Here is a 23,537-nt window from a genome sequence, read left to right on the forward strand (position 1 = left end):
CCGAGCACCTGCTTCATATATAAGCATCCAGCATTACAGCGAAATGTGGGCAACACTTCGCTTAACCATCGCCACCGACCATAGCTAATGATTTAATCTGTGTGAGGCGAAGAGAGGTGGAGCTTGATGGCAACTAGAAATCGCGGCGACACTTCGCTGCCGTCTCCTGTGACCGATGATTAATGCTGCAATTCCCGTGATGGTAGACCGTGGTCGTGGCGCCGCCGGCATGACGCTTCTTAGTGGTCAGAGAACGGGTAATTGCATATGTGGTGTTATCGATTGGATGCAGCGCTCTGCGTACGCTTTTGACTGATCGAGGGGTAAGTGCGTTTTTGGTAGTCCGCACTGGGTGGGCTGCACGCCGGACACCTCTTGGAACGAACGCCCTGGATAAAAATCCCATGGTTAAACTCCATTTCGCTTGTGAACCTACTATACATCGACGCTCTGATATTGGCGTTGCACTAGATCATCCATTGGCGATCGGGTGACGTCGATATCTCGTTGCCATGGCCTTCCGACTACCAGTGGGATAGGCCATTGCGGCTAGTCATACCGGCTTAGTCCCTCCGACGTGAACCAATCATGCTATCCGGGCTGTAGTCCAACCACCTCAGGCGCCGTTGCTGCCATCGCCTTCGATGCAGGGTGTTCTGCATAACCAATCCGTGAGGCGTCTCGGCTGCCAGAGAACACGCGGGGGTCTCCTATTGACAACCGTTGCACAATGCGTGGCAGCGACTGCCCTTAACCCAGTCGGGACGTCTGTTTCGTTGTGGCCACAACATTTAACCCCGTGTAGCTTGGACGCGGCGCTAGGGCTTTGACCTGGTGCCACTGCTAGCATGCAGTGACGGAGAAACAGGAAACTAGCGTCTCATAAAGGAGGTGCTCCAACTGATATCAGATACTGCGACGAGCTTGGCCAAAGCGATGGCGCTCCAGTGGGGGTTGACCACAAAAAAGCTGAGCTATGAGGTCCTTGATTCGATGGTCCGCGTTGGAATTCTCGATGGCCCAATCACCAAAGTCAAGTCCGATGCTGCATGGGCCGAACTCGAAGCGGCGGGACTTCTTGTCTCTGATCGAGTGGCTGGATACGCAAAAATCAACGGTGCATTTGGCAACGATCTATATTTTCAGCTTCTCGACACCATCCATCATTCAGAGCTAGTCGGAGTATTGCGGAGTGCGGGTTATCGAGCCTACGCGATGGATAGGTACCTGGAGGTTGGCAGGCTGCGACTAAATGCTATGCAAGGCAACCGCCCAACGAGCGAACACTTTCACTCCTCAAAGGGCGGCGAGGAGAGTGATGAGTTTCGGGAGGCATTCTTCGATCGCTTCGATCGACGTCTCTTCGGGTACCTCATGCCCAACTGGCGAGACCTGGTCGCAGGCCAGGCTCTGGCTAGTCACCTCTGGGACTTCGATGCATCCATCCTGGATATGGTGGATGCCTTGCTAGAGGGTGAGGTGGCAGATGCTGAAATTCGGTTTGCACTCGCGCAGATACTGTTCCTTAGAGGCGACAATTATGGTGCTCGAGCCTATGCCGATGATGAGTGGGGTATCTTTGCGCCGTTTATTGATGCTCTCACGCTGATACAGAAGGGAGAGTACGAGGTCGGTGCCAAGGTCTATGCTCGTGCGGTAACTGAGTTCTCCAAGGCAACACGCACCCGATTTGCTCCGATGTATCCGGTGACCGAGTTTTGGTATCCGATGGCATTGCTCGCCTCTGGTAGCGTTGCCGATCTCGAACAAGCACTCAAATATTGTGTGGCAAGTTCACACTCCAAGAATCCGCCACGTTTTTCGCTCTTTGGCAAGTGGGTGCATGCGATCCGCGTACGACTTGGGAGAGAAGGTCTAGATCCAGCAGTCTTTGTTCAACCCTATGTTCGAGGGTTGGATGCACTCTTTGACCTGTTACTGATCAACTGGTTAGCTCCCGAGTTCGAAGCGCTACAGCAGAAGACGTCGCAGCTCGAGACGACCCACGAGAGGGCGCAGCTGGTTTTCGCTTCGTGTGGTTTTAGCAGGCTGGAGGAGCTCGCCTCGACCGCGTTCGCACACGCTACCGGTGCAGAGGACTCATCACCTTTCTTCGTTGGATCCCAGCTGCCTCACTGGCGACTTGTCCTCGATTCTTTGAGAGCTCTCGATGACTCCACTCCTGAGCGCGAGAGCCGTTACGTCTGGATTATCCACCAAACCGGGAGTGGACACCTTCGTTCTGTCGAACCCTCCCTGCAAGTCAGGGGAGTCCGAGGGTGGGGAAAGCCCAAGGCGGTGAGTTTGGCACGACTAGTGGCCGACAGCGACCTTCCTGGTGAGGATGCCCGAGTGCTGCGCTCGATTCGAAAGCTGTCAGGTGGACGAAGTGGCGGCTATGACTTGGATTTGGGAGCCGCCATGATGAGCCTAATCGGACATCCCAGGGTGGTTTTGAGTACCGATCCAGAACGATTCATAGAGGTAGTCGAGGGGCGCCCTGAGATCGTAGTCGTACAGACCGATGCTGGGTTCGAGGTCAGAGTAGAGCCGCCAACACTCGCAGACCTTGTCGATCAGGCAAACGCGACTATGTGGGGTCGTGCTCCCGATGCCGAGGTTTTGCGTGTCATAGTCGAGTCGCCGGCACGACTTGTGGTGATCCGGCTCTCCAGGGCACAGCGACAGGCGATTCAGCTGATGGGGAAGCGGTTTCAACTTCCGCGTGAGGCAGGAGGGGATGTCGATGGGATGTTGGCAGCGCTAAGCGCCCATTTTGAGATCCAGTCTGATGAGGTCGTTGCTGGAAGACTCGTTGATGCAGCACCTAAGCTACGTTGCGAACTCAAACCACAGAACGAGGGCATCAGCATGCGCCTCGTCTCTGCCCCACTTGGATCTTATGGCCCTAGGCTCGTTCCTGGCGTTGGGCGTGCCAAAGTGGTGGCGAGGATCGACTCAGAGACTATAGCGGCGACTCGCGATCTCGACTGGGAGGCTGAGTTGGCCGAGAGAGTGACTGAGGCGCTCGGGGTTACGCGCAATGACATAGCATCTGAGATCGAGTTTCTGAGCGCAGATGAGGCACTCGATGCGCTCGAGACATTAAACGCATTCCTTGACGAACTCGAGCTTGACTGGCCCAAGGGCAAGGCGATTCAGGTATTTTCTCCTGGTTTGAGTGCTTTACGAGTCTCAATATCCAGCCAGCAGGATTGGTTGGCGATCAGAGGGGGAGTTCAGCTCGACAATGATAAGGTGCTGGCCATCAAAGAGTTGATCACCGCAGCCACTCGTGGCGCAAAGTTCGTGACTCTAAAGGAGGGGCAGTACCTTGCCCTGACCGGTGCACTGAAGGAGCGGGTGCTCGAACTTGCCGCCGTTACCGACAGCTCTGGTAAGGAGGTGAAGGCGTCCAAGCTGGCGGTTGGCGCGTTGCTAGAGATCGCCGATGGGGCGAAGGCAACCTTTGACACCAGCGTTGCTGAATTGATTGAGCGTTTGCGAGAGGCGGAGAAGCTGATCCCAATGCTGCCACCGACACTCGAGGCCGAGTTGCGACCGTACCAACACGAGGGATTCGTGTGGGCTATGCGGCTTGCCGAGGCAGGATTCGGGGCCTGTCTGGCCGATGATATGGGCTTAGGCAAGACGCTCCAGGCGCTGGCGGTGACGCTAGCGCGTGTGCGGTCAGATGGTGACCCAGCACTGGTCGTCTGCCCGACCTCAGTCGTCGATAACTGGATCAAGGAGACGCTTCGCTTCGCACCAACTCTCAACCCGATCAACTATAGCCAAGTAGATAGATCACGTGCGGTGGTCGAGGCGACTGGCCATGATATCTTGATCGTGTCCTACAGCGTGTTGATCCAAGATGAGGAGTTACTCGCTTCGCGTCGGTGGCGGACGCTTATCGCCGACGAAGCTCAGGCGATCAAGAACATCGCGGCTAAACGTACTCAAGCCCTCGGGGGTATCGATGCAGAGTTTAAGCTCGCGCTCTCTGGTACTCCGATAGAGAATCATCTAACCGAGCTCTATTCGATCCTAAGTTTTTTGAACCCGGGTCTCCTTGGCACGCCTGCACAGTTTGGTAGACGGTTTGTGACACCGGTGGAACGCGATAAGGACAAGCATGCCCGTCGACGGTTGAGAAAGATTGTTGGCCCCTTCATTCTTCGAAGGTTAAAGACCGACGTGTTGACTGACCTCCCACAGAGGACTGAGCTGACGCTCATGGTTGAGCCACGCGAAGACGAAGCACATTACTACGAGGCGATGCGGCTGCGAGCGATCGATGCGGCGGAACTGGCGCTCGAGCGTGACCAGGCCCAAGCGAGCTTCCACATTTTAGCGGAGCTCACTCGTCTTCGTCGAGCTGCTTGCGATACTCGGCTCGTCGAACCAAAGGTTGATAGCGCAGGATCTAAAATAGAGGCTCTTTTGGAGTTGGCGAGTGAAATCCAGGATAACGGACATCAGGCACTGGTATTCTCGCAGTTCGTCGATTTTCTTGCGTTGGTACGTGGAGCCTTCGACCAGGCAGGCTTTCGCTATCAATACTTAGACGGTTCGACCCCGGCAAAGCAACGAGCGCGTGAGGTGGAGAGCTTTCAGTCAGGAGCCTCCAACTTCTTTCTGATCAGCATCAAAGCCGGTGGTGTTGGCTTGAACCTAACGGCAGCCGACTACGTGATTATTGCAGATCCTTGGTGGAATCCGGCCGTCGAGGAGCAGGCCCTCGGACGTGCCCATCGCATTGGCCAGAGCCGCCCGGTCACCTCCTATCGACTCATTGCCCATGGGACGATTGAGGAGACTATTACCCAACTCCATGCTTCGAAGCTAGCGCTGGCCGAGGGGGTGTTGGGTGACGATGGATCGATGGGAGCTCTTCCGTCTGCTCGCGATCTTATTGATCTAATGTATCAAAAATAGGATCTTGTTTGGCATCTCTGGTGATGGGATCGGCTCGAGTCTTCGTCAGATACTCGATCTTGATTCAGTCGTCAAGATAGCGGCGTAGATGGTCGGCTTGCGAAGCGCTGTTCCAGAGTTTTTAGGTGTCGGTGTAGGGAGTGGGAACCTTGCGAAAGATGGTGAAGATAATCAGGTCATAGGCTGCTTTGAGGCCACCTGCAATCACGAATGGGTATGCGAACAGCGATACGTTAGAGAGAAAAACACCAGCAATTAGTGGAGAAGCTCCGGTTCCGAGACTCCGCGCGCCATTGGTAGTTGTGGCAAGGTATCCGCGATCCTCGGCGTCCACAATCGCCATGGTGTAGGCCTGCCGAGTCGGGACGTCCATCTGGGAGAGCATATGCCGCACGAGTAGGACGATGGCGGCCAGGAAACCCGATGGAGCAAAGGGCACTAGCGCTAACAGGATGTTGGAGGGCAGGTGGGTGAAGACCATCGTATTCAATAGGCCGAAACGCTTTGATACCCAAGCGGCGACTAACGACGAAAGGGCTGAAAACAGGTTGGTACCAAAGAATAGGAGACCGATCTGGGCGAGATCGAACCCAAACTTGACCCTGAACCAATAGACCAAGAGCCCCTGTACGATCAGACCGCTGCCAAAAGCATCGACAGCGAAAAGGGCTGTAAGGGTGCGTACCACCTTGCGAACCTCTGGGGTCGGACGGTGCCGATGAGTTGGTTCTTCGGAACCTGTTGGGATATATACCTGTTCGACTGACTGTGGTACCAGCGAGTAGAGGATGAGCTGTACCAGCGCGATGGCACTGTACGAGAGGATGATGACGCGAAAGAGACCCGCTGAGATCTCGGATGCATGCCCAAGCCCAAAGCCAAGGGAGGCCGCGATTAGAGCCCCTGCGGCGGTTGCAACGTAGCCTACCAGGGTGAACCAGGCGTAGGTCTTGGTGCGAGCATGCCCAGTAGCCAGCCTAGAGAGCATCGCCTGCTCTATGCCGAGGAAGAGGCCCACCTCTTTGCCGGTCGGGGAGATGCTGCCGAGAATGATGATTACTCCGAGCGCGAACGGTTCTTTGGTGATGAGAAGAAATGGAGCTGCAAGGAGCCATAAAAACGAGCTGAGTAGGAGAAGGCGTCGTCGACCAAAGCGATCAACGTAGCGACCTATCCACATCGATATCAACGACGATCCGAGCAGCGCAACAGTAAAGAGCGCTCCAATCTCAAACGCCGAGATGTGTTGCTCGTGCCAATAGAGCGGCAGGATAATAGCAACTACTCCGAATCCCACCTCGCGCAGTGCCCTGGCGACCAACAGGAACCAAGCAGCATGATCTGACATGGAGGAGGTGTCTGCATTCTCGTTCATTATGAAGGTTTCCTAGTTTTTATCATCTTTCCTAAGCTACAACCTAGCCAAGCCGACAGCTAGAGGCGCAAGCTATCATTGTCGTGTCGCTGTCGAATACCTTTCGCTTTCATGAGTATGGCGGCGATGCCAATGGCCGCAGGTCAGCTACTCTCGCATCCTGTGGTCTGCCCATCTATTGGCGACCGAGCTTACCGTGTCTTTCGCACGCAACTGGTGACCGCATAGTAGGATCCTAAAAATCTCAAGAAGAGCCACGCTGAAACTCATAAAAGCACTTGTATCTACCATGCATATTTTTGGCCATCTACACGGATTGTGTGAGAATATCTAAGTAAGTGGCCGGTAGTGTGATGGGGGGACCAAGTATGCTAAATAGCGTGCTATTTGCAGTCATCTTCGCCGTTTTTATTACTCAACTTTCGATTCTTTTGACAACCGTCTACCTTCACAGATCGCTGTCACATAAGTCCTTGAAGTTATCACCACCGGTGGAGTTTGTAGTTCGCATGCTTCTGTGGCTCACCACTGGGATACAACGCCGCGAGTGGGTTGGAGTGCATCGCTTGCACCATGCCCACACCGATGTCCTCGGGGATCCGCACTCACCTATCGTAGAAAGCTATTGGAAAATCCAGCTCCTGAACCTTTTCTACTACCGTCGAGCTGCTAAAAATCGGGAAGCCATTCAGCGTTACACCAAGGATCTTCCCCCGGATCGCTGGGACCGGTGGTTGTTCTCACACTCATACCTCGGCCTGGGCCTCGGCATTGGTATCCTGATCGGATTGTTTGGTGTTGAACTAGCTATTGTTGTTGCGCTGATTCATCTCGTTCTTTATCTTGGACTCAGCGCTGCTGTAAATGCGATTGGCCATCGTTTTGGCAAGCGGCCATTCGATAACTTTGCTACCAACAACCAGTGGCTTGCTCTGTTGACTTTTGGCGAAGGATTGCATAACAATCACCACGAACTGCCGACGGCTGCAAACCTTGCCTTTGTGGTTCCACAAATCGATCTGGGCTGGTATGTGATCCGGTCACTTGAGATGTTGCATTTAGCCTCAGTTAGAACGCTAAAACGCAAGGTAGCATAATGAGGCGAGTTGCCGCTCTTTCGTGGGGTGTCGGTGGATCCGCGCCTACCGTCTACCGCAGTTGTCTCGACCCCCAACAACCGAGCTGCACCTGCCCCTCGAGTAGCTCTCTATTCATTCAGACAGATACCCCACCTCGATAAAAGTTGATATGCCCAGCGATGCGTCGAATAGTTGAACACCAAGAGATTTATTGGGTTCTTGTTCCTTCGGCTCCATCACTGTCATGTCCACCGCTGCACTCACTTTTTGCACTCCACTCCAATGGGAGAATGAGAAGGGGCATTTGCTTGTCGATTGGAGCTATTTAGATGCCGGTGCACGGTGCGGGAATTCTGGGCGATGAACTATAGCGAGCTGGATGAGGGCGAATCCTATCGAAGTTCCATTGTTGAAGCACTGAATCGGGCTCTATGCCACTACGACGAGGCGACCGCAAACCACTCTGTGCGGACTGGCACCCTAGCCGGACGGCTCGCCATCCGGCTCGATCTCGATCGTCTTGACCGCACGCTCATCGTACAGGCAGGCATCGTTCATGATCTTGGCAAGCTGGCGATTAGGCTCGCAGTCCTGCACAAGACTGGCTCGCTTACCGCAGATGAACGGATCGAAATGGAGTGTCACTCCCGGATAGGGGCCGAGATATTATTAGGCATCTCGCCAGACCTTGCCCCTGTTGCGGTAGGCATCGGGTCCCATCATGAGCGCTGGGATGGGACGGGCTACCCGGACGGTCTTGCCGGCGAGGAGATACCCATGCTCGGACGAGTACTCGCCGTTGCGGATGTGTATGACGCATTGACCAACACACGGGCCTATCGGAATTGGAAATACACTCCAGACGCGGCGCTCGGCTACGTAGAGGATCACGCAGGAACGGAGTTTGATCCAAAGGTTGTTGCTGCAATGTTGGATCTTCTTCGTCCATAGAGCCACTTCCGGTATCACTTGTCCAGTTGAAGTGTCTGTTAATACATAGCCATGCCAAGCGAGGCGATGCACCGCACTTGGAACGATATTCTGATGGCCAGCGAATCCACCCCGACGTCCGCTTGTACCAGGTCCACTTCGTAAGTGAGAAGGCCGCATCCACTCATCAGCACCAGACATCAACGTTTACTCTCTGTGGTGCAGGAGTTCTGAGACCTGAAATGTTGACTGCGGCCGTGCACGCCTATGCGTGTACGAGCCGCCACCAGTCACTTGGCGCTTGGATGCGCTCGGTGGTGACCACGCTGATTCTCTCGTTATGCAGAGGCCATTGGACCTGGAGATACCCTGCGACGGTTCCCGGTGCGGTGCCAATCAAGGCGCTTGCAGCTATTAGATGGAGTTTGTAGGTGACCTTCTGCCCTGGCCATAGGTTCGCGGTAAGTGCATGGCTCAGTATCAGGTTGCTTGCTGGCTGCGTGCTTGTCGCCCACGGGACCTTTAGAGACCCGATCGACTGATGTGACCTTGCTACTGTGGCTCGAATCACTCCTAAGCTTGCTTCGTTGGCGAGACGCTCGGCGATACTGGCAGCATGGTGGAGCGATGCGGGTCCTTGTTGGTCAAGAACGACGGCGACGGCCTCGATCTTGCCGACCTTGGTAGGTTCTTGGGTTGCAATGGCGGCGCACCCTCCAGACCATATCGTGTAGCCCGATTTGATCCCGACGACATTGGCGGTCCCAATCCGAGCAACGATGTTGGGGAGGGTACCCACCAACGGAAGGGTCACCGTGTGCTCATTAACGATCCGATCAAACACTGGGTTACGCATGTCAATCGCCGCAATCGTCGCGATCGCCTTGGCGGTGGCTTTGGTCGCTGAGCTAAAACCGCTGGCATCGGCGAAGTGAGTATCCGTGAGACCGATCCGAGTTGCAGTTTGGTTCATTTGGCTTACGAACGCAGCCTCGGAACCCGCTACCCAGGTGGCGAGCAGCTGTGCAACGTTGTTTGCAGAGCGGGTGAGGAGCGCTTGAAGCAGCTGATACTCGGTCAGATGCTCGCCTGCGGTGACCTGTACCGACGACTGGTCCTGGGCCACATCGTTATAGTACTGCTGTTCATCCGCTGCCGAGATGGTAATGACCGGCCCTTGTGAACCGATGACGAGAGGGAGGTGTTTCAAGACGAGATAGGCGGTCATCAGTTTGGCGAGACTGGCAATTGGTACCGCACGTTGTTTGAGGGTTGATGCAACTGCAGCCGTGGAGATTGAGGGGATGGCGACGGCAGCTTCACCTTGGGCGGGCCAGGGCAATCGAGGTAGGGAACCGCGAGCGACTATTGTCGCTGGGGTGTGTGAGCTGACCCTGAGCGTTGGCAACGGGGAGCGCAGCCTAGCATTCACCATCACAACTGAGATAAGCACGCATCCAAGCGCCAGTGTAGCTGGCAGAGTACGTCGCCTTCGTCGAGATAGAGATACGTGCATGTGGGACACCAGGCTAGCGCCTAGTTGACGGTAGTGGCCATTGCACTCCAAAGATGGAAGTTTGGAGGTATATTTTGGTTTTTCGATGTTGGCTAAGTCCATGTCGCTGCCTAGATAGACCAAAACGTAAGTGGTTGTCGTGGCTCAGATGACTAGAGTTCGATTCGTCAAGGTATGGTGGACGCATGGGAGAAGCAGACCCGCGTCGGTCTCGACACTCGAGCTTTGATGGTCCGGCATTGGACCTGCGCCTCTTGCGTGCTCGAGTCCTTGGCGACCTGCGGCGAGGAAATCTCACGCCAGTCGATGTTTGTGATGCTGACCGGCGGTTGCTAGATGCGGCGACCAGCTTCGGGATAGCTTTACGTGACGCGTGTCCAGTTTGTGACGAGGCTGCGTTGCGCCACGTAGCCTATGGATTCGGTAAGGGTTTGCCGGCAAGCGGTCAAGTGGTGGGAGGACTCCTGAATGACTCTTCGATGCTCGAGGTGACCGATCTGAGCATGTGTATCGTTGAGGTCTGCACAGCTTGTCGGTGGAACTTTCTAATTGAACGACGGTTCAGGCGATGAGATTCTTGCCGCCATCACATCTGGAGGTTACGCTTCCACTTGGCCAAAATGGCAATCAACTGGCCAAGGGGTGCAGTGCAGCGCACGCCGCGCTGCTAACCTAGCTACGATCGACTCATCTACTGAGGGTCGTTGTATTGCTTTCCTGCTCCCTGAGCCATGTATGGTTAGGGAGTCCTGGTGAAGAGCCTGGTCCATAGGAGGTACCTTTTGAGAACATATGAACTTGCTTTAATTACGGACTCTTCGCTCGAAGAGACGGTTCGCGAAGGCGTAACCGGGCGTGTCGAATCTATCGTCGCGGCCGGTGGTGGTTCGCTTGGTGAAGGGGCAGTGTGGGGGCGTCGCACCCTTATCTATCCCATTGCCCACCATTTGGAGGGATTTTACTCTTTCCATCGTTTTCAGGCTGAGCCCGCAACCGTAACTGAGCTCGACCGAGTTCTGTCAATCGCCGACGAGGTCCTCCGCTTCAAGATCGTCCGTCTCCCTGAGCGAGCGATTCAGTCAGGAAAAGCGCCGCTCCTCAAGGGTGCAGCGCGCTAAGACACCATCACGAGGACAGGAGAAGAAAAACATGTCCGCTGGAAATACCGTCACCTTGATTGGCAATCTCACCAAAGAGCCTGAGTTGCGATTTACTTCGCAGGGTTTGGCCCAAACCACGTTTTCGATCGCAGTCAACAGACGACGTATGAATCAACAGACGCAGGATTGGGAGGAGTCAACCTCTTTCTTTGAAGTAGTGTGCTGGCGTGAGCTCGCTGAGAACGTCGCGGAGAGCCTTGAGAAGGGGTCCCGAGCAGTTGTCACCGGACGCCTTGAGCAGCGAACTTGGGAGACGCCCGAGGGTGACAAGCGTTCCAAGATTCAGGTGATTGCCGATGAGGTCGGTCCCTCGCTTCGATGGGCTACTGCCCAGGTTACGAAGGCGGATCGACGCACGGGTGGTGGACCTGACGGTGGCAGTGGCGGTCGCAATATGGCACCATCAAATACGCCAGAGCCGTCGATTGGAAGCTTCAACTACGATGAGGAGCCATTTTAACTATGGGAAAGAACGTTACTAAGAAGCGACCGGTTCGCAAGGAATCGGCAGACGCGCTCAAGAAGTTTAAAAAGAAGCCATGTAGCTTCTGCTTGAGCAAATCAGAGTGGATCGACTATAAGGACGTGGAGTTGCTCCGGCGCTATATCAGCGATAGAGCCAAGATTCGGGCTCGACGGGTTACGGGCAACTGTACGCAACATCAGGCTGAGGTGGCGAACGCAATCAAGGTGGCACGAGAGCTTGCATTGTTGCCCTATCTCGCTCGCCCAACCAATGATCGCGAGCGCGGTGCTGGCGGTGGTCGCGGACGCAGTTCTGATCGACGGGTTCGTAATGAAGACGTTGACGACATAGTCGATGTGGACGATGTCGATCAAGACGATGATTCACAAGATGGGGAAGAGTAGGTCATGGAACTTGTACTTCGCGAACCAGTCACTGGACTTGGTAGACGTGGTGACTATGTTAGGGTGGCCGATGGCTATGCCCGTAACTATCTTCTCCCTAAAGGTCTAGCCATTGTGGCGACGCCGAAGGTGGCGGCGCAGGCTGAGGCTATGCGGAAGGCCTCGGCTGAGAAGCACCAACGGGAGCTCGAAGCAGCCTCGGAACTGGCTTCCCAACTGGTAGCGCTTGAGATCAACCTCTCAAAGCGATCTTCCAGAGACGGCAAGTTGTTTGGATCGGTGACCACAGGCGAGATCGCCGAGAAGGTTACCGAGCTGGCGGGTGTGACGATCGATCGCCATCAGGTCAACATGTCAGAGCCGATCAAGACCACAGGGACCTTCTCGGTTCCTATCCGACTTCATCCCGAGGTCGAGGTTGCTATCAACGTCGAAGTTATCGCCGAGTCATAGACGTACTAAGATATGGCGACGCGTGAGCCGAGATCGATTAATGAGACTCGGGTACCGCCGCACAGTGTAGAGGCCGAGGACTCGCTGGTTGGCGCGATGTTGCTTTCGCGCGATGCGATCAGCGAGGCGGTCGAGCTCGTCAGCGAGGATGATTTTTTTCAACCATCGTTGCGCCATGTCTATGCCGCACTCTGGCATCTCTACACCGCTGGAGATCCGACCGATGTTGTCTCGGTATCTGATCAACTAAAGCGCTCCGGAGTGCTCGATCAGGTAGGTGGCACGGAGAAGCTATTGCTGTTGCAGGCGTCTACGCCGGCGATAGCAAGTGCCTCTCGTTATGCCCAGATTGTTCGTGACTACTCGCTACTTCGTAGGTTGATTGCAGCTGCGACCGAGATTGCGGAGCAGGCATATGCCTCCCCCAACGATGTCCAGGAGATCGTTGACTATGCCGAGGCTAGAATATTCGATGTTGCCAAAGGTAATAACACCGATAACGCGGTCGTGATCCGTGACGTCTTGTGGGAGGCGCTTGAGGAGCTCGAGGAGCTCTACGCCCAGGGGGAAAGTCAGACTAAAACTGCGTCGACTGGCTTCAGAGATCTTGATGAGAAACTTTCGGGTCTCCATCGGTCGAACCTGATTATCGTGGGAGCCCGCCCCGGCATGGGTAAGACCTCCTTCGCCCTCTCGATGGCCTCGAAGGTAGCCGAGAACTCTGAGGATCCCGTACTCATTTTTTCGCTAGAGATGAGTCGTATCGAGATCGGTCAGCGTCTACTCGCAGGTGAGGCGAGAGTGGATTCGATGAAGATCAGAAGCGGGAGATTAGTTGAGCGCGAGTGGGACCGTATCTCACACGCGGCTGGAAGACTGGCGGAGCGGAAGATCTTTATAGATGACGATCCAAACATTACAGTGCTCGATATCCGTGCTCGGTCTCGACGCCTGAAGGCCAACGAGGGTCTCTCGCTCGTGATGATCGACTACCTTCAGTTGATGTCATCGAGGCGTAATGTGGAGTCCCGTCAGGTGGAGGTATCAGAGATTTCACGTGGTTTGAAGTTACTCGCCCGTGAGCTCGATGTTCCCGTCATCGCATTATCGCAGCTGTCGCGAAATCTCGAGAGCCGGAGCGACAAGCGTCCACTTCTTGCTGATCTTCGCGAATCTGGATGCCTGGCCTGGGATACCAAGGTTCGCTTGGGAGACGGTAGCGCTGAGACGATTGGAATGCTGTGGGCTAAGGGCCGAGAACACTTTGAGGTGGTCTCGGCGACTCCAGAGGGTAAGGCGGTTGTGGCGCTAGCTAAGAGAGTGGTGGCCACTGGGGTCAAGCCCTTGCTCCGCATCGAGTTCACGGAGGGTGGTTATCTTGACGCTACTCATAATCATCCGATCGCTACGCCATCTGGGTTCGTGCGCGCAGATGCCCTGGCTATTGGAGGCCGGGTTCTAGCGCTCGATCAAGAGGGGACAGTCGATGCACAGACGATTGCCTCACTAGAACCGATGGGTTCGGAGTTGGTATTCGACATCGAGGTTGTCGACACGCATTGTTTTTATGCCAACGATGCTCTTGTTCATAACTCACTAGAACAGGATGCCGATATCGTTATGTTTATCTACAGGGACGAGGCTTATCGTCCTGACAGCCCCGATCGTGGTGTAGCCGAGATCATTATCGCCAAGCATAGAAGTGGCCCGGTTGGGACCGTCCATCTCGCCTTCATGGAGAACTGGGCACTCTTTGCTGATATCGCTCAGGGGTAGCCAAGTGCACCAACTGACCTGGAGGACGTAGGTAATAGCGCCACAATGTCTAGGCGCCACAACCTTGATGACGCCGCCAACATATGCCTACCTCTACATCGCGGAGAGCAGGTAACGCTTTCCATCGATGCGCGCCACGGTCGAAGTTCTCCATCTATGAATTCTAGGACTCGATCAAGACCAGCTATGAGTTCGCAGATCCGTGCACATGTTCAGCAACGACTCCAAGCTACAGCGGTCGGTGGTTGAACTCGACCCGAGACCGGTTGCCTAAAGGTTTCGTATTCATTTGACAACAAGCATCGCCAGGCCTAGATCGTGGATGCCACAACTGTTGAAAGGCTCGACTGCCCCACGACCAGAGCTAGCTGATACAAGGGACTGGCATCCGCTGCCGGTGGATAAGACAACTCAACCCGAAGTGGAGACAGCCGCCTCTGCAGTCTGGTTAGATATGGACTGGTTGTACTCGCGAATAGAGAAGTATCGCCAAGATGGCGGCACCGGGTTCACCTGCTGCGCAAGCGATGGTGGTGAGTCAAAACTGGATTGCTGTCGCCAAATGGTGATACGAGTGACCGACCTCAATGACTCAGCGCCATCCTGGCAGATGCACCTATTAGGAGCTCGGCTGCCTCTCGTGCAGCTGTGATCGATTCGGGCTTGGTAGCTCCTGAGTGGTTTCAGAGCTGATGTCGGCGGCCCGCTGGCCGATGGGGAGGTTGGTGAGGAGTCGCGAGAGGGACGACAGTAGAAGAATTGCAAAGCCGAATTGAAAGATGATCTCACCAGGCATCAGGAGATTGATTCCATTGTCCGGGAGCGAGAACATGGCTAAGATGCCGCCGACTAGCTGTACGATGATCATGCTCCAATTGATGCCGACACGCACCCAACGCGAGGTGATCCAGATCGATACCGCAAGCTGGATCACAAAGAGCGCAGCTCCGAGAGTCATATGTGCCCAGTTGAAGAATGTGTTCCATGTGTAGGGGGTGAGCATGATGCCTGCCATGAGCACGCCGATCGCAATGAAGCTAGTACGTAGCGTTCTGAAGGGCTGCTCGTCACTGGGAAGCTGTCGCCCTACATGAATGACCAGACCAATGCAGATCAGGAAGCCGAGCGCCAACGGGAAAAATGTCCTTATATGAACCAGGTAATAACTGATACCGTAGATGTTGACATTGTTAGTCGGCCACACAATACCGTCGATCAACAGAGCGCCAAAAAGAGCACCATAGGCAACCATAAGGGCTTTGATAGCATGTTCGCGCATCTCCCCTCCGATCTCTCGGGTGCTAACCGATAGATACCAATACTCTTGTAGTATACAACAAAATTCTGATCGACAATAACACATAGCCGGAGTGGCGTTGATGAGAGATTGAGAACGCTGCTGGCGATGTCGCTGAGAATCGGTGGCTGCTTTCAACTGATCGTGAAAGCCGGCCCGTCTAGACTGCGTTGTCGGAGGACGTTGCTTGAAAATCATTTGGGAGAGGCTCAGGGCCGAAGATCGTATTCTTTCGGCCACCGTAGTGGCGGTTGCCGTCACTCTGTTTCTTCCTTGGCATTCCTTTGCGATTTTAAGCGTTGCGGGAACGACAGACGGTTTCCATAGTTGGGGTTTCTTGACTGTGCTCGGAGTTTTGTTGCTTGCCTTTGTCCTGACGTCCGATGAGTCGTTCTTTGCTCGACATACACCAAAGGTTTCTATTGGTGCATGGAGAGTGGTTGGAGCTGGGTTGATGTTTGCGGGCGCTGCTCTGTACTTGACGGTTGGACCCGGTTCGTATCACTCCACCGAGGTCGCGGCTGCCTATGGTCCCTCCTACGGTGTTTACTTGACATTTTTAATTGCGCTGGCGGCGTTGTTGTTAACGTTCCGTCAGGGAAGGAGATCAGTACAGTGAAGAAGCTTCTTCTTCTCGTCCCAGTGGGGGGGCTTCTTTTGGCTGCCTGCGGCTCGAGTAGTAGCAGCGCTAACCCAGTTAGCGCTGATGCAGCCACCTTAACAAACCAGGAGGTCCACTTCTGTTTTGTAACCCAGGCTACCAGTGGCACGGATAGCACGCAGTTGCAAGGTTGTGGTGATCAGAACTATAGTGCACACCTGGCCACTGCAAACCTCACGAGCTCGGTGAGTCTTTCTGGCCAGAGCCAGAGTGAAAAGGTTGGCGTAACTCGTATTGGCAAGACCGAATGGATCTACTTCAAGAACAAGTGGTATGTCCAAAAACAGCCGTTTCCAGCTACATCCCCTGGGTCTATCTCCTCTTTGTTACGGGCAACCCCCACGGTTAAGAAGGTTGCTGGGATCAAGGTCCTGGGCCAGTCGACGACCGGATATCAAGGAGTGTTTACGGCCTCTGATCTATCGACACACAAGAAGAAGCTCACCTCATCAATGGCGACTTCGTTGACCGGTTTGAAGTCCGATACCTTCACCGCCTATCTCAATAGCAAGGGCCAGGTGGTTCAGGTGAATCAGACGGAACTTGTCTCCTCCTCGAGCACTAAGGTGACGGTTACCTCCACAGTCCAGTTCTCTCACTTTGGCGAGAAGGTAGCGATCAAGAAACCCCCAGCTAGTGAGGTCTCTAAAGGTTCACCGTCTTAAGCGGTTTAGCCGTAGTGCCACCGCCGATAGGGCTGTAGACGCAAGCACGACCGCCATCAAACTTGCGTAGTTAGAGCTTGAGATTACACCTGACTGAAGAAAAACGAGAGCCATTGCTATAGTTACCTCTCCTCTGGCGAGCATGCCGGCCCCCACGGCCAACCGGACCCGGAGATCGCCGGGCGTCGCGACGGCGATAACCAGACGTGATATAAGGAGTGCCGCCACGATGAGAGCCGCTGAGAGGAGCACGCGAGTATGGGCGAGCAGACTCAAGTGAATGTCGTAACCGGCGACCATGAAGAACATCGTCGGTAGGAGTCGCTCGAGGGTTGGCAACCAACTCCGGAACTTGTTGGGCAGATGGGGTGCGGTTTCGTGTCCATCGAAGACGCCAAGCAGTGCAGCGGAGACGCCGCTAACAATCCCAGCAATGGTGAGTACGCTGAGCTTCACCAACTTGAGGGGGGTGCCGCGCGGTCGTATGAGCAGCATTGCCACGACCACTATCACAGAGGCGACGAGTGCTATGGATGGGCTGCTCGTCAGGTCAAGGGAGGCACCCACTGCCAACAGCGGTGCCAACACGAGAAGGGTAATCCCAAAGAAGTCATCCGCAACCGCAGCGGAGATGATGGTGGCATAGCCACTTCCGTCTCCGGTGCCGTGAGGCCTTATGAGTCGAGCCGCTATCCCTGCGGAGGTTGGAATCGAGCTCAGGATGATCGCTAGAGCTACGCGACCAGGTGTTGTCTGAAGGGTTAGCAGCGTGACGATACCGATGCCTGCGAGGATAATTGCGCCTATAGAAGCCAAGCCGAGTCCGAGTGGGGTGAGTGGGCGATGCCCTAGGTCGGAGAGCTCGACGCCGACACCAAATAGCAGTGCGAAGAGGCCGATATAGGCGGCCACTTTGAATACGTCTTCGTTCGCGTGCCCACCAAGCGCTACTCGTAGAAGCGCTCCTATGGCGAGCAAGACCATTGGCTCCGGAAGACGTAGCCACTTTGGGGGAACTGTGCCGATCGCAAGACCCACCACTATGACCACTACCGCCTCTACCACCGGCCCTGACTCTCTTTCTTGTGTATCCCTCGGTACTCGCTGAGTGGCCAAGACCCAGAAAGGCTTATTATCTGTAACTCTGGTTTAGCCTAGTAGGAATGTTGGTTGTGGGTAAGTTCTTGCGGGGTGTAGCGGTGATTGGTGCGTTAGCGGTTACGCTCTCGGCGTGCCATTTTTCCAATGGACAGTATGGTCCAGCATCTGCTGGAGCAGCGGTGCCGCCCACTAACGGACCCTCGGGGTCTGGTAGCAGTGCGACAGCAAAATTGCTCGGTGGTTTTGGTGTTCCAAAGACAGCGTCCTCCTACGACGGAGCCGGATTCCCAATCCCAAACTACGGGCCGATTAGCTATCCAAACTATGTAAATGGAGACCCGAAGTACCCAGCTACGATAAGCATCAGAAACTCGCCATACGGACAGATACTGACGACGCAAAGTGGTTACACGCTCTACGTCCGACTTGGTGATGAGTTTCGCGCTAGCAAGTGCTTTAAGATCTGTCTAAATGCCTTTCCTCCTGAACTTACCAACGGTGCTCCTCAGGCCGGTCCAGGTATATTGGCTGCTGACCTTGGGGTGTTGACGGCTAATAACTCATGGGAACAGGTGTCGTATGGAGGGAGACCGCTTTACCGATATCGCTTGGACACTAAGCCAGGCGAGATCAATGCTGAAGGTAAGGGCGGCATCTGGTATGTAGTAGGCGTCAACGGGCTCCCGATCACCAAGCCGTTAGCCAAGTCGAGCGCCAAGAAAGGCTAGAGCGAACTCGTGAGGATCTGAGCGACGTCGAGCACCTGCTTGTTCGGATCTGCGCTGCCGTCGGCTTGACGTGCCTTCACGGCATCGTCGAGCATGATCATGCAGAACGGGCATGCAGTAGAGACGACATCCGCACCGGTTTCAAGCGCTTGATCTGTCCGTTCTAGATTGATGCGTTTTCCTATGTTCTCCTCAAGCCACATGCGAGCCCCTCCAGCTCCGCAACAGAAGCCCTTTTCGCGACAACGCTTCATCTCTCTGGAGTGAACACCTGGTATCGACTCCAGCACAGATCGGGGTTCGTCGTAGACGTGGTTATGACGACCGAGATAGCAGGGGTCATGGTAAGTTACCGTCTTATCGACTGGCTTGGTTGGTTTTATGCGCTCATCCGCGATCAGCCGGCTAAGCAGTTGGGAATGATGGACAACTTCGTAGTTACCACCAAGAGCAGGGTACTCGTTGGCGATTGAGTTAAAGCAATGTGGACAGGAGACGATCACCTTGCGTGCCCCGACGGCGTTTAGCGTCTCTATGTTGGACTGTGCTTGCGTCTGATAGAGGTACTCGTTACCGATACGACGTGCGGGGTCTCCGGTGCAGCTCTCGCGTGGACCTAGGACAGCGAAGTTGACTCCTGCCCCATGGAGCAGTGTGGCGATAGACCGTGTCACCCGTTGGGCCCGCTCGTCAAGTGCGCCGGCACAACCCACCCAGAAAAGGTACTCAGTCTCGGCGCTGATGGTATCGGTGACGATGGGAATCTCGAAGTCTAACCCTTGCATCCAGTCTGCACGGTGGCTGGCGCCAAGGCCCCATGGATCGCCCTGATTTTCGATGTTTCTGAGCATTGAGTTTGCCTCAGAGGGGAAACTCGACTCCATAAGTACCTGGTAACGCCGAATATCAACGATGGTGTCGACGTGTTCGATGTCGACTGGACACGCCTCGACGCAGGCACCACAGGTGGTGCACGACCACAATACATCTGGGTCTATAACGTCGGGCACGAGGTTGTCGTCATGTGATGTGCCAGAGAGCATCTTCTCGCGCAGACTCATTATGAGGAGTTTGGGAGAGAGAGGTTTTCCCGTCCCCCAAGCTGGGCATTGTTCTTGACACCGGCCACATTCGGTGCAGGCCAGTAGGTCTAGGCGTTGCTTCCAGGTCGTCTGTTCGATGGTTCCAACACCGAATACATCCTCTTCTGAAAGCGTCTCTGGGTCCATGTTGGGAGTGGTAGCGAGTGCGCCAAGTGCTATCGGGCGTCGAGCAAAAGCAACGTTGAGTGGAGCCGTGAAGATATGTAGGTGCTTGGAATGGACAACAAAGATCATGAAACTAAAGATGACCGCGATGTTGGCTACTAAGAAGATGGACTCAAGGGTGTAGTTGGTGTGCGGACCCATGTGGCGGAAGGGGATCGACAAGACATGGGACATGAACGCAAAATCTGAGTATGGGAAGTCACCGGCGTTGACCTGGAAGGCACGATAGGCGAACAGCGTGATGATGACTGCGGCGATCCAGCCAAGGGTGATCCAGGCGGTTCTGGTATGGGATCCGTAGAATCGGGAGTCGCGGTTGCGATGCTCTGGAGCTTCCCTGATGCGGATGATGCTAAAGACGCAGACTGCGATGAGAACCGCGAGTGCGAAGAAGTCTTCGAGAAATCCCAACCAACTGTCATGGCCAATGAACGGTATCGCAAAGTGGCGGTCAAAGAGCGAACCGATAGCCTCGATGATGGTTGCCAGGAGGATGGTGAAACCCCAAAAGGTAAAGAAGTGAGCGATGCCAGGTACGGTTTTGGTTAACAGCTTGCGTTGGCCGAGCACCTCAACAGCCTCCGCCTTTACCCCCTGTTCGGCGGTGGTGCGTCCGCGCTCCACCTTCTTGCCGGCTCGAACGATGCTATAGAGATAGAGACCGCGCCGCGCCACCAGGATCAGTGATACGACAATGATAACTAGGCCGACAATGAGACGGATGCTCATTCCCTCTCCTCTCGTTGATTTGCAGACATGCCTATCAGGCCCATCTACATATTACTGATCGGTAACATAGATTAGCAACCCACATGCTAAATGTCGAGTTGATAACGGCTCGGCGTTGGTCCGTCTTGACCCTGATACTTGCTGGCCAATCCGTCTGAACCATAGGGGTTGTCTGCCTCCGTCGTCATCTCTAAGAATGAGATCTGTCCGATTTTCATGCCTGGGTAGATCTTTATCGGGAGATTGGCTACATTGGAGAGCTCTAGCGTGATGGTGCCGGAGAACCCGGGATCGATGAAGCCCGCGGTTGAGTGAATCAGGAGCCCGAGTCGTCCGAGCGATGACTTTCCCTCCAGTCGTCCTACGAGGTCGGCACCTATAGAGACCCGTTCTACGGTGGCACCGAGGACGAACTCATTTGGGTGGAGAATTAACGCCCCACTGGTATCGACCTCCAGTAATTCCGTTAGGTCATCCAGAGGTTCTCGGACGTCGATTAAGCCTTTGGAGTAGTTCCGGAAAACTCGAAACTTGTTGCCAATGCGAAGGTCGACAGACGAAGGTTGAATGGCGTTCTCGGCTAGGGGGTCGATGATGACACGCTTAGTCTCGAGAGCTGCGATGATGGATCGATCGGACAAAATCATACTTCAATTACACTAACCCTTAGAGGTTGACGCTTCCGACGCCTGATTGGGGGATGTTGGAGGAATCTCAACATTGCGGGCGTAGTTCAGCGGCAGAACATCAGCTTCCCAAGCTGAGAACGCGGGTTCGATTCCCGTCGCCCGCTCCAGACATCGGAGCTGTTCAGTGGCTGTTTTAGATACCAAGTTGAGTTCGTACTGCTTCTGAAAGCTATTCTCAGACCACATTTAGACCACGTTGCGCACATTGTTACTCGAGAGTAGGGGCAGGGCGGCGGGTTCGGCATCAAATGGAAACCGCCAAACCTTGTTGAAAATTGGATTCAAATAGCTTGTTAGACGAACTATCCGACTCCATCGGTGGTTCAGTTCACTTCTGTTGGTCGGATGGTGGGCAGTTACGCCTAATATGCACAACCTCCGCAGATTCGACAAGGCTCGATAATGCAGCTGCTATCGCCCTATCCCTGTCCTCAGTAGCGTGTTGGTATATCAGAGCCGCCCTGGGCGAAGCATGTCCCATTCGAGCCATCAGTTCTCTCGTGCTCGCACCAGTTGCCGCAGCCCAGGTGTTCCCTGAATGACGGAGGTCATGGAGGTGTAGGTCGCTCCTGCCGATGCTTCGACGAGCTTGATCCCAGGATTTCTGTAGAACATGGACACGTAGTGGACCACCTTTGATCCCGGTGAATAATAAGGCATCTGGTTCCGGCGAGACATAGCAATCCAAATGCTTTACGAGCGCAAGAGTGATGTGAGGTGGCACCGCAACCGTCCGGAGTCCAGCCTGTGACTTTGGCGGTCCAACAACTACCGTCCCATCCCGGAGCTGTTGGCGAGTGGTCTCAACACGGACGGTCCCGTGCTTCAGGTCAACGTCTTTGCGCCGGAGCCCCAAAAGCTCGCCACGACGTAGTCCGCACCAAGCCGCCAAGAGCACTAGCGCCATCAACCGCTCTGGCATCGCTTGAGTCAAAGCGTCAACCTCTGCAATTGTAGCTGTTGGTCGTTCCGCCGCCCGCTCCACACCTGCTCCCTCAACACGACAGGGATTACGCGTAATCCGCTCATCTGTGACTGCAGTGTTAAGAATTGCGCGAAGCAATCTATACGCTTTTGCCGATGTTGACTTGCGCTTTCCCGCTAACTCGTTGTACCAGACCCGCACCGCCGCTGGTGTGATTCTGGTCAACTCGGTGCCTCGGAAGGCGGGAATAATGTATCGGTCTAGAAGGTCCCTATAGAGTTCCAACGTCCGCGGGCTCAAATCCGATCTCTGTGAGATCCAGAAGTCGGCATAAACATCCAGCGATATCCGTCCTTGCTGGGGATCCATCCATGCACCTCTCTGAATATCTGCACCAACGCGTTCCAGAAAGCGGCGTGCTTCGACTTTGGTGGAGAAGCTACGGCCACGCTGACGACCATTCGGATCCCGGTACCTAGCCTCCCATTGTCCGGATGGCTTACGTCTGATGCTCGACATGTTCATCCCTCGCTTCAGTGAGTGGTCTTAGGGTTCGTGGCAATTCTTCGAAGGTACTGATAAGCACAATTGTCTTATCGTCATGGCACTTGGCCCTAGGAAGACTGACGCCGCCGGAATTATTCTTGGCTTCCCAAGCAGGGAGTTTAGTCACCCTTGGCAAAGAGTGCAATAGAGTAGTGCACTCTTGGAGTCCGAACTCCGCTAGGAGCGTGGGTCAGTATCCCAACCTGAACCCCAGATAAGTAGCCCATTGTCGGGTGAGAATTGGGGTCATGAGAGCTGGCGCAAGGGGTGGTTGTGTGGTAAAATAGTAGCTATGAGCTGCGATGATGTCACTGTGGAACTTGTTGGTGTGACTAAGTCATCTAAGGGCTCAAAGACCAAGGCTCCCATCGGTAGTGCCAAGACCTTTCGTTCCTATGACCAGGGTCAGATGTTCCTCATGCCTCCCTCCCTTGATGACTGGCTTCCCAAAGATCACACAGCACGCTTTATCTCCGAGGTGGTAGATGAGCTCTTAGATCTTTCAGTTATCTATGCCTTCTATGTCGAGGCCTCTGGTGGGCCACCGTATGACCCGACAATGATGTTGAAGCTTCTCCTGTATGCCTACTCAACCGGGGTTACCTCCTCTCGGGAGATGGAGAAGAGATGCCACATCGATATAGCCTTTCGTTGGCTTAGTGCCAACACTACTCCTGACTATCGTTCACTGGCTCGGTTCCATCGCCGTCACGAGAAGGCCCTTGGTGATCTGTTTAACCAGGTACTGGTTCTCTGCTCCGAGGCAGGACTGGTCAAGCTTGGCAGGGTTGCTCTCGATGGAACCAAACTAAGAGCCTCGGCGTCTAGACG

At 54.7% G+C, this 23,537-nt stretch carries 19 protein-coding genes, 1 tRNA gene and 1 pseudogene; 14 read left to right on the plus strand and 7 right to left on the minus strand.

Annotated elements, in window-relative coordinates:
- The first annotated feature begins 891 nt into the window (after positions 1-891).
- A complete protein-coding gene (locus FEAC_RS05270) occupies positions 892-4,938 on the plus strand; it encodes a DEAD/DEAH box helicase (RefSeq protein WP_052565675.1) in 4,047 nt (1,348 codons plus the stop codon).
- 121 nt (positions 4,939-5,059) lie between these two features.
- On the opposite strand, the gene FEAC_RS05275 is transcribed toward FEAC_RS05270, so the two are convergent.
- On the minus strand, positions 5,060-6,313 hold the full coding sequence (locus FEAC_RS05275) for an MFS transporter (RefSeq protein ID WP_081901000.1): 1,254 nt from the start codon (positions 6,311-6,313) through the stop codon (positions 5,060-5,062).
- Positions 6,314-6,681: 368 nt separating this feature from the next.
- Here FEAC_RS05275 and FEAC_RS05280 point away from each other — a divergent pair, with 368 nt between their 5' ends.
- Complete coding sequence (locus tag FEAC_RS05280) at positions 6,682-7,410, plus strand: fatty acid desaturase (protein ID WP_052565681.1); 729 nt, start codon at positions 6,682-6,684, stop codon at positions 7,408-7,410.
- A 342-nt stretch (positions 7,411-7,752) separates the two neighbouring features.
- Entirely contained in the window at positions 7,753-8,343 is a 591-nt protein-coding gene (locus FEAC_RS05285) for an HD-GYP domain-containing protein (protein WP_152623098.1), read from the plus strand.
- A 244-nt stretch (positions 8,344-8,587) separates the two neighbouring features.
- Here the strand turns inward: FEAC_RS05285 and FEAC_RS05290 are convergent, their stop codons facing one another.
- Positions 8,588-9,940: a D-alanyl-D-alanine carboxypeptidase family protein gene (locus FEAC_RS05290; RefSeq protein WP_081900998.1), complete on the minus strand. Its 1,353-nt coding sequence runs from the start codon at positions 9,938-9,940 to the stop codon at positions 8,588-8,590.
- Positions 9,941-10,023: 83 nt separating this feature from the next.
- Between FEAC_RS05290 and FEAC_RS05295 the strand changes: the two genes are divergently transcribed.
- From FEAC_RS05295 to dnaB, 6 genes and pseudogenes are all read left to right on the plus strand, one after another.
- Complete coding sequence (locus tag FEAC_RS05295; protein ID WP_052565687.1) at positions 10,024-10,410, plus strand: DUF5318 family protein; 387 nt, start codon at positions 10,024-10,026, stop codon at positions 10,408-10,410.
- A gap of 210 nt (positions 10,411-10,620) precedes the next feature.
- Entirely contained in the window at positions 10,621-10,956 is a 336-nt protein-coding gene (rpsF, locus tag FEAC_RS05300; protein ID WP_052565689.1) for a 30S ribosomal protein S6, read from the plus strand.
- A 31-nt stretch (positions 10,957-10,987) separates the two neighbouring features.
- Positions 10,988-11,458 (plus strand): single-stranded DNA-binding protein, encoded by a 471-nt coding sequence (gene ssb / locus FEAC_RS05305; protein WP_035388856.1) that lies wholly within the window; start codon positions 10,988-10,990, stop codon positions 11,456-11,458.
- Positions 11,459-11,460: 2 nt separating this feature from the next.
- Positions 11,461-11,724, plus strand: a pseudogene (gene rpsR / locus FEAC_RS15935) (30S ribosomal protein S18); the annotation flags it as partial.
- 147 nt (positions 11,725-11,871) lie between these two features.
- Positions 11,872-12,321, plus strand: coding sequence for a 50S ribosomal protein L9 (gene rplI, locus FEAC_RS05315; protein ID WP_035388855.1), 450 nt, complete (start codon positions 11,872-11,874; stop codon positions 12,319-12,321).
- A gap of 12 nt (positions 12,322-12,333) precedes the next feature.
- Positions 12,334-14,097 (plus strand): replicative DNA helicase, encoded by a 1,764-nt coding sequence (gene dnaB, locus FEAC_RS05320; RefSeq protein WP_052565691.1) that lies wholly within the window; start codon positions 12,334-12,336, stop codon positions 14,095-14,097.
- A gap of 619 nt (positions 14,098-14,716) precedes the next feature.
- Here dnaB and FEAC_RS05325 read toward each other — a convergent pair.
- On the minus strand, positions 14,717-15,376 hold the full coding sequence (locus FEAC_RS05325) for a hypothetical protein (RefSeq protein ID WP_035388854.1): 660 nt from the start codon (positions 15,374-15,376) through the stop codon (positions 14,717-14,719).
- Positions 15,377-15,581: 205 nt separating this feature from the next.
- Between FEAC_RS05325 and FEAC_RS05330 the strand changes: the two genes are divergently transcribed.
- Both FEAC_RS05330 and FEAC_RS05335 read left to right on the plus strand, forming a co-directional pair.
- Positions 15,582-16,013 carry a hypothetical protein gene (locus tag FEAC_RS05330; RefSeq protein WP_035388853.1) on the plus strand — a complete coding sequence of 144 codons (432 nt, stop codon included), beginning with the start codon at positions 15,582-15,584 and terminating at the stop codon, positions 16,011-16,013.
- Positions 16,010-16,720 (plus strand): hypothetical protein, encoded by a 711-nt coding sequence (locus tag FEAC_RS05335; protein ID WP_035388852.1) that lies wholly within the window; start codon positions 16,010-16,012, stop codon positions 16,718-16,720. The genes FEAC_RS05330 and FEAC_RS05335 overlap by 4 nt, the downstream gene beginning before the upstream one ends.
- Here FEAC_RS05335 and FEAC_RS05340 read toward each other — a convergent pair.
- Positions 16,709-17,785, minus strand: a complete 1,077-nt coding sequence (locus FEAC_RS05340) for a cation:proton antiporter domain-containing protein (RefSeq protein ID WP_035388851.1) — start codon at positions 17,783-17,785, stop codon at positions 16,709-16,711. The two genes, FEAC_RS05335 and FEAC_RS05340, sit on opposite strands and share 12 nt — an antisense overlap.
- A gap of 107 nt (positions 17,786-17,892) precedes the next feature.
- Between FEAC_RS05340 and FEAC_RS05345 the strand changes: the two genes are divergently transcribed.
- Positions 17,893-18,549, plus strand: a complete 657-nt coding sequence (locus FEAC_RS05345; RefSeq protein WP_052565693.1) for a COG4315 family predicted lipoprotein — start codon at positions 17,893-17,895, stop codon at positions 18,547-18,549.
- On the opposite strand, the gene FEAC_RS05350 is transcribed toward FEAC_RS05345, so the two are convergent.
- The gene (locus FEAC_RS05350; protein WP_035388850.1) at positions 18,546-20,546 is read right to left on the minus strand and encodes a (Fe-S)-binding protein; all 2,001 of its coding nucleotides are present in this window, start codon (positions 20,544-20,546) and stop codon (positions 18,546-18,548) included. The two genes, FEAC_RS05345 and FEAC_RS05350, sit on opposite strands and share 4 nt — an antisense overlap.
- 86 nt (positions 20,547-20,632) lie before the next feature.
- Positions 20,633-21,193: a dCTP deaminase gene (gene dcd / locus FEAC_RS05355; protein WP_035388849.1), complete on the minus strand. Its 561-nt coding sequence runs from the start codon at positions 21,191-21,193 to the stop codon at positions 20,633-20,635.
- Between the two features lie 75 nt (positions 21,194-21,268).
- Here dcd and FEAC_RS05360 point away from each other — a divergent pair.
- A tRNA-Gly gene (locus FEAC_RS05360) sits at positions 21,269-21,342 on the plus strand.
- Positions 21,343-21,563: 221 nt separating this feature from the next.
- Here the strand turns inward: FEAC_RS05360 and FEAC_RS05365 are convergent.
- On the minus strand, positions 21,564-22,679 hold the full coding sequence (locus tag FEAC_RS05365) for a tyrosine-type recombinase/integrase (protein ID WP_052565695.1): 1,116 nt from the start codon (positions 22,677-22,679) through the stop codon (positions 21,564-21,566).
- A gap of 436 nt (positions 22,680-23,115) precedes the next feature.
- On the opposite strand from FEAC_RS05365, the gene FEAC_RS05370 reads away from it, so the two are divergent.
- The coding region (locus FEAC_RS05370; RefSeq protein ID WP_419195360.1) for a transposase at positions 23,116-23,537 on the plus strand (422 nt) is incomplete at its 3' end.

Origin of the sequence: Ferrimicrobium acidiphilum DSM 19497 (assembly GCF_000949255.1) — a bacterium.
In the GTDB taxonomy this organism is placed as follows: domain Bacteria; phylum Actinomycetota; class Acidimicrobiia; order Acidimicrobiales; family Acidimicrobiaceae; genus Ferrimicrobium; species Ferrimicrobium acidiphilum.

Coding starts and splice junctions, on each gene's coding strand:
- FEAC_RS05275 (WP_081901000.1), bottom strand. CDS start 6,313: ATGAACGAGAATGCAGACACCTCCTCCATGTCAGATCATGCTGCTTGG.
- FEAC_RS05280 (WP_052565681.1), top strand. CDS start 6,682: ATGCTAAATAGCGTGCTATTTGCAGTCATCTTCGCCGTTTTTATTACT.
- FEAC_RS05285 (WP_152623098.1), top strand. CDS start 7,753: ATGAACTATAGCGAGCTGGATGAGGGCGAATCCTATCGAAGTTCCATT.
- FEAC_RS05290 (WP_081900998.1), bottom strand. CDS start 9,940: ATGGACTTAGCCAACATCGAAAAACCAAAATATACCTCCAAACTTCCA.
- FEAC_RS05295 (WP_052565687.1), top strand. CDS start 10,024: ATGGGAGAAGCAGACCCGCGTCGGTCTCGACACTCGAGCTTTGATGGT.
- ssb (WP_035388856.1), top strand. CDS start 10,988: ATGTCCGCTGGAAATACCGTCACCTTGATTGGCAATCTCACCAAAGAG.
- rplI (WP_035388855.1), top strand. CDS start 11,872: ATGGAACTTGTACTTCGCGAACCAGTCACTGGACTTGGTAGACGTGGT.
- dnaB (WP_052565691.1), top strand. CDS start 12,334: ATGGCGACGCGTGAGCCGAGATCGATTAATGAGACTCGGGTACCGCCG.
- FEAC_RS05325 (WP_035388854.1), bottom strand. CDS start 15,376: ATGCGCGAACATGCTATCAAAGCCCTTATGGTTGCCTATGGTGCTCTT.
- FEAC_RS05350 (WP_035388850.1), bottom strand. CDS start 20,546: ATGAGCATCCGTCTCATTGTCGGCCTAGTTATCATTGTCGTATCACTG.
- dcd (WP_035388849.1), bottom strand. CDS start 21,193: ATGATTTTGTCCGATCGATCCATCATCGCAGCTCTCGAGACTAAGCGT.
- FEAC_RS05365 (WP_052565695.1), bottom strand. CDS start 22,679: ATGTCGAGCATCAGACGTAAGCCATCCGGACAATGGGAGGCTAGGTAC.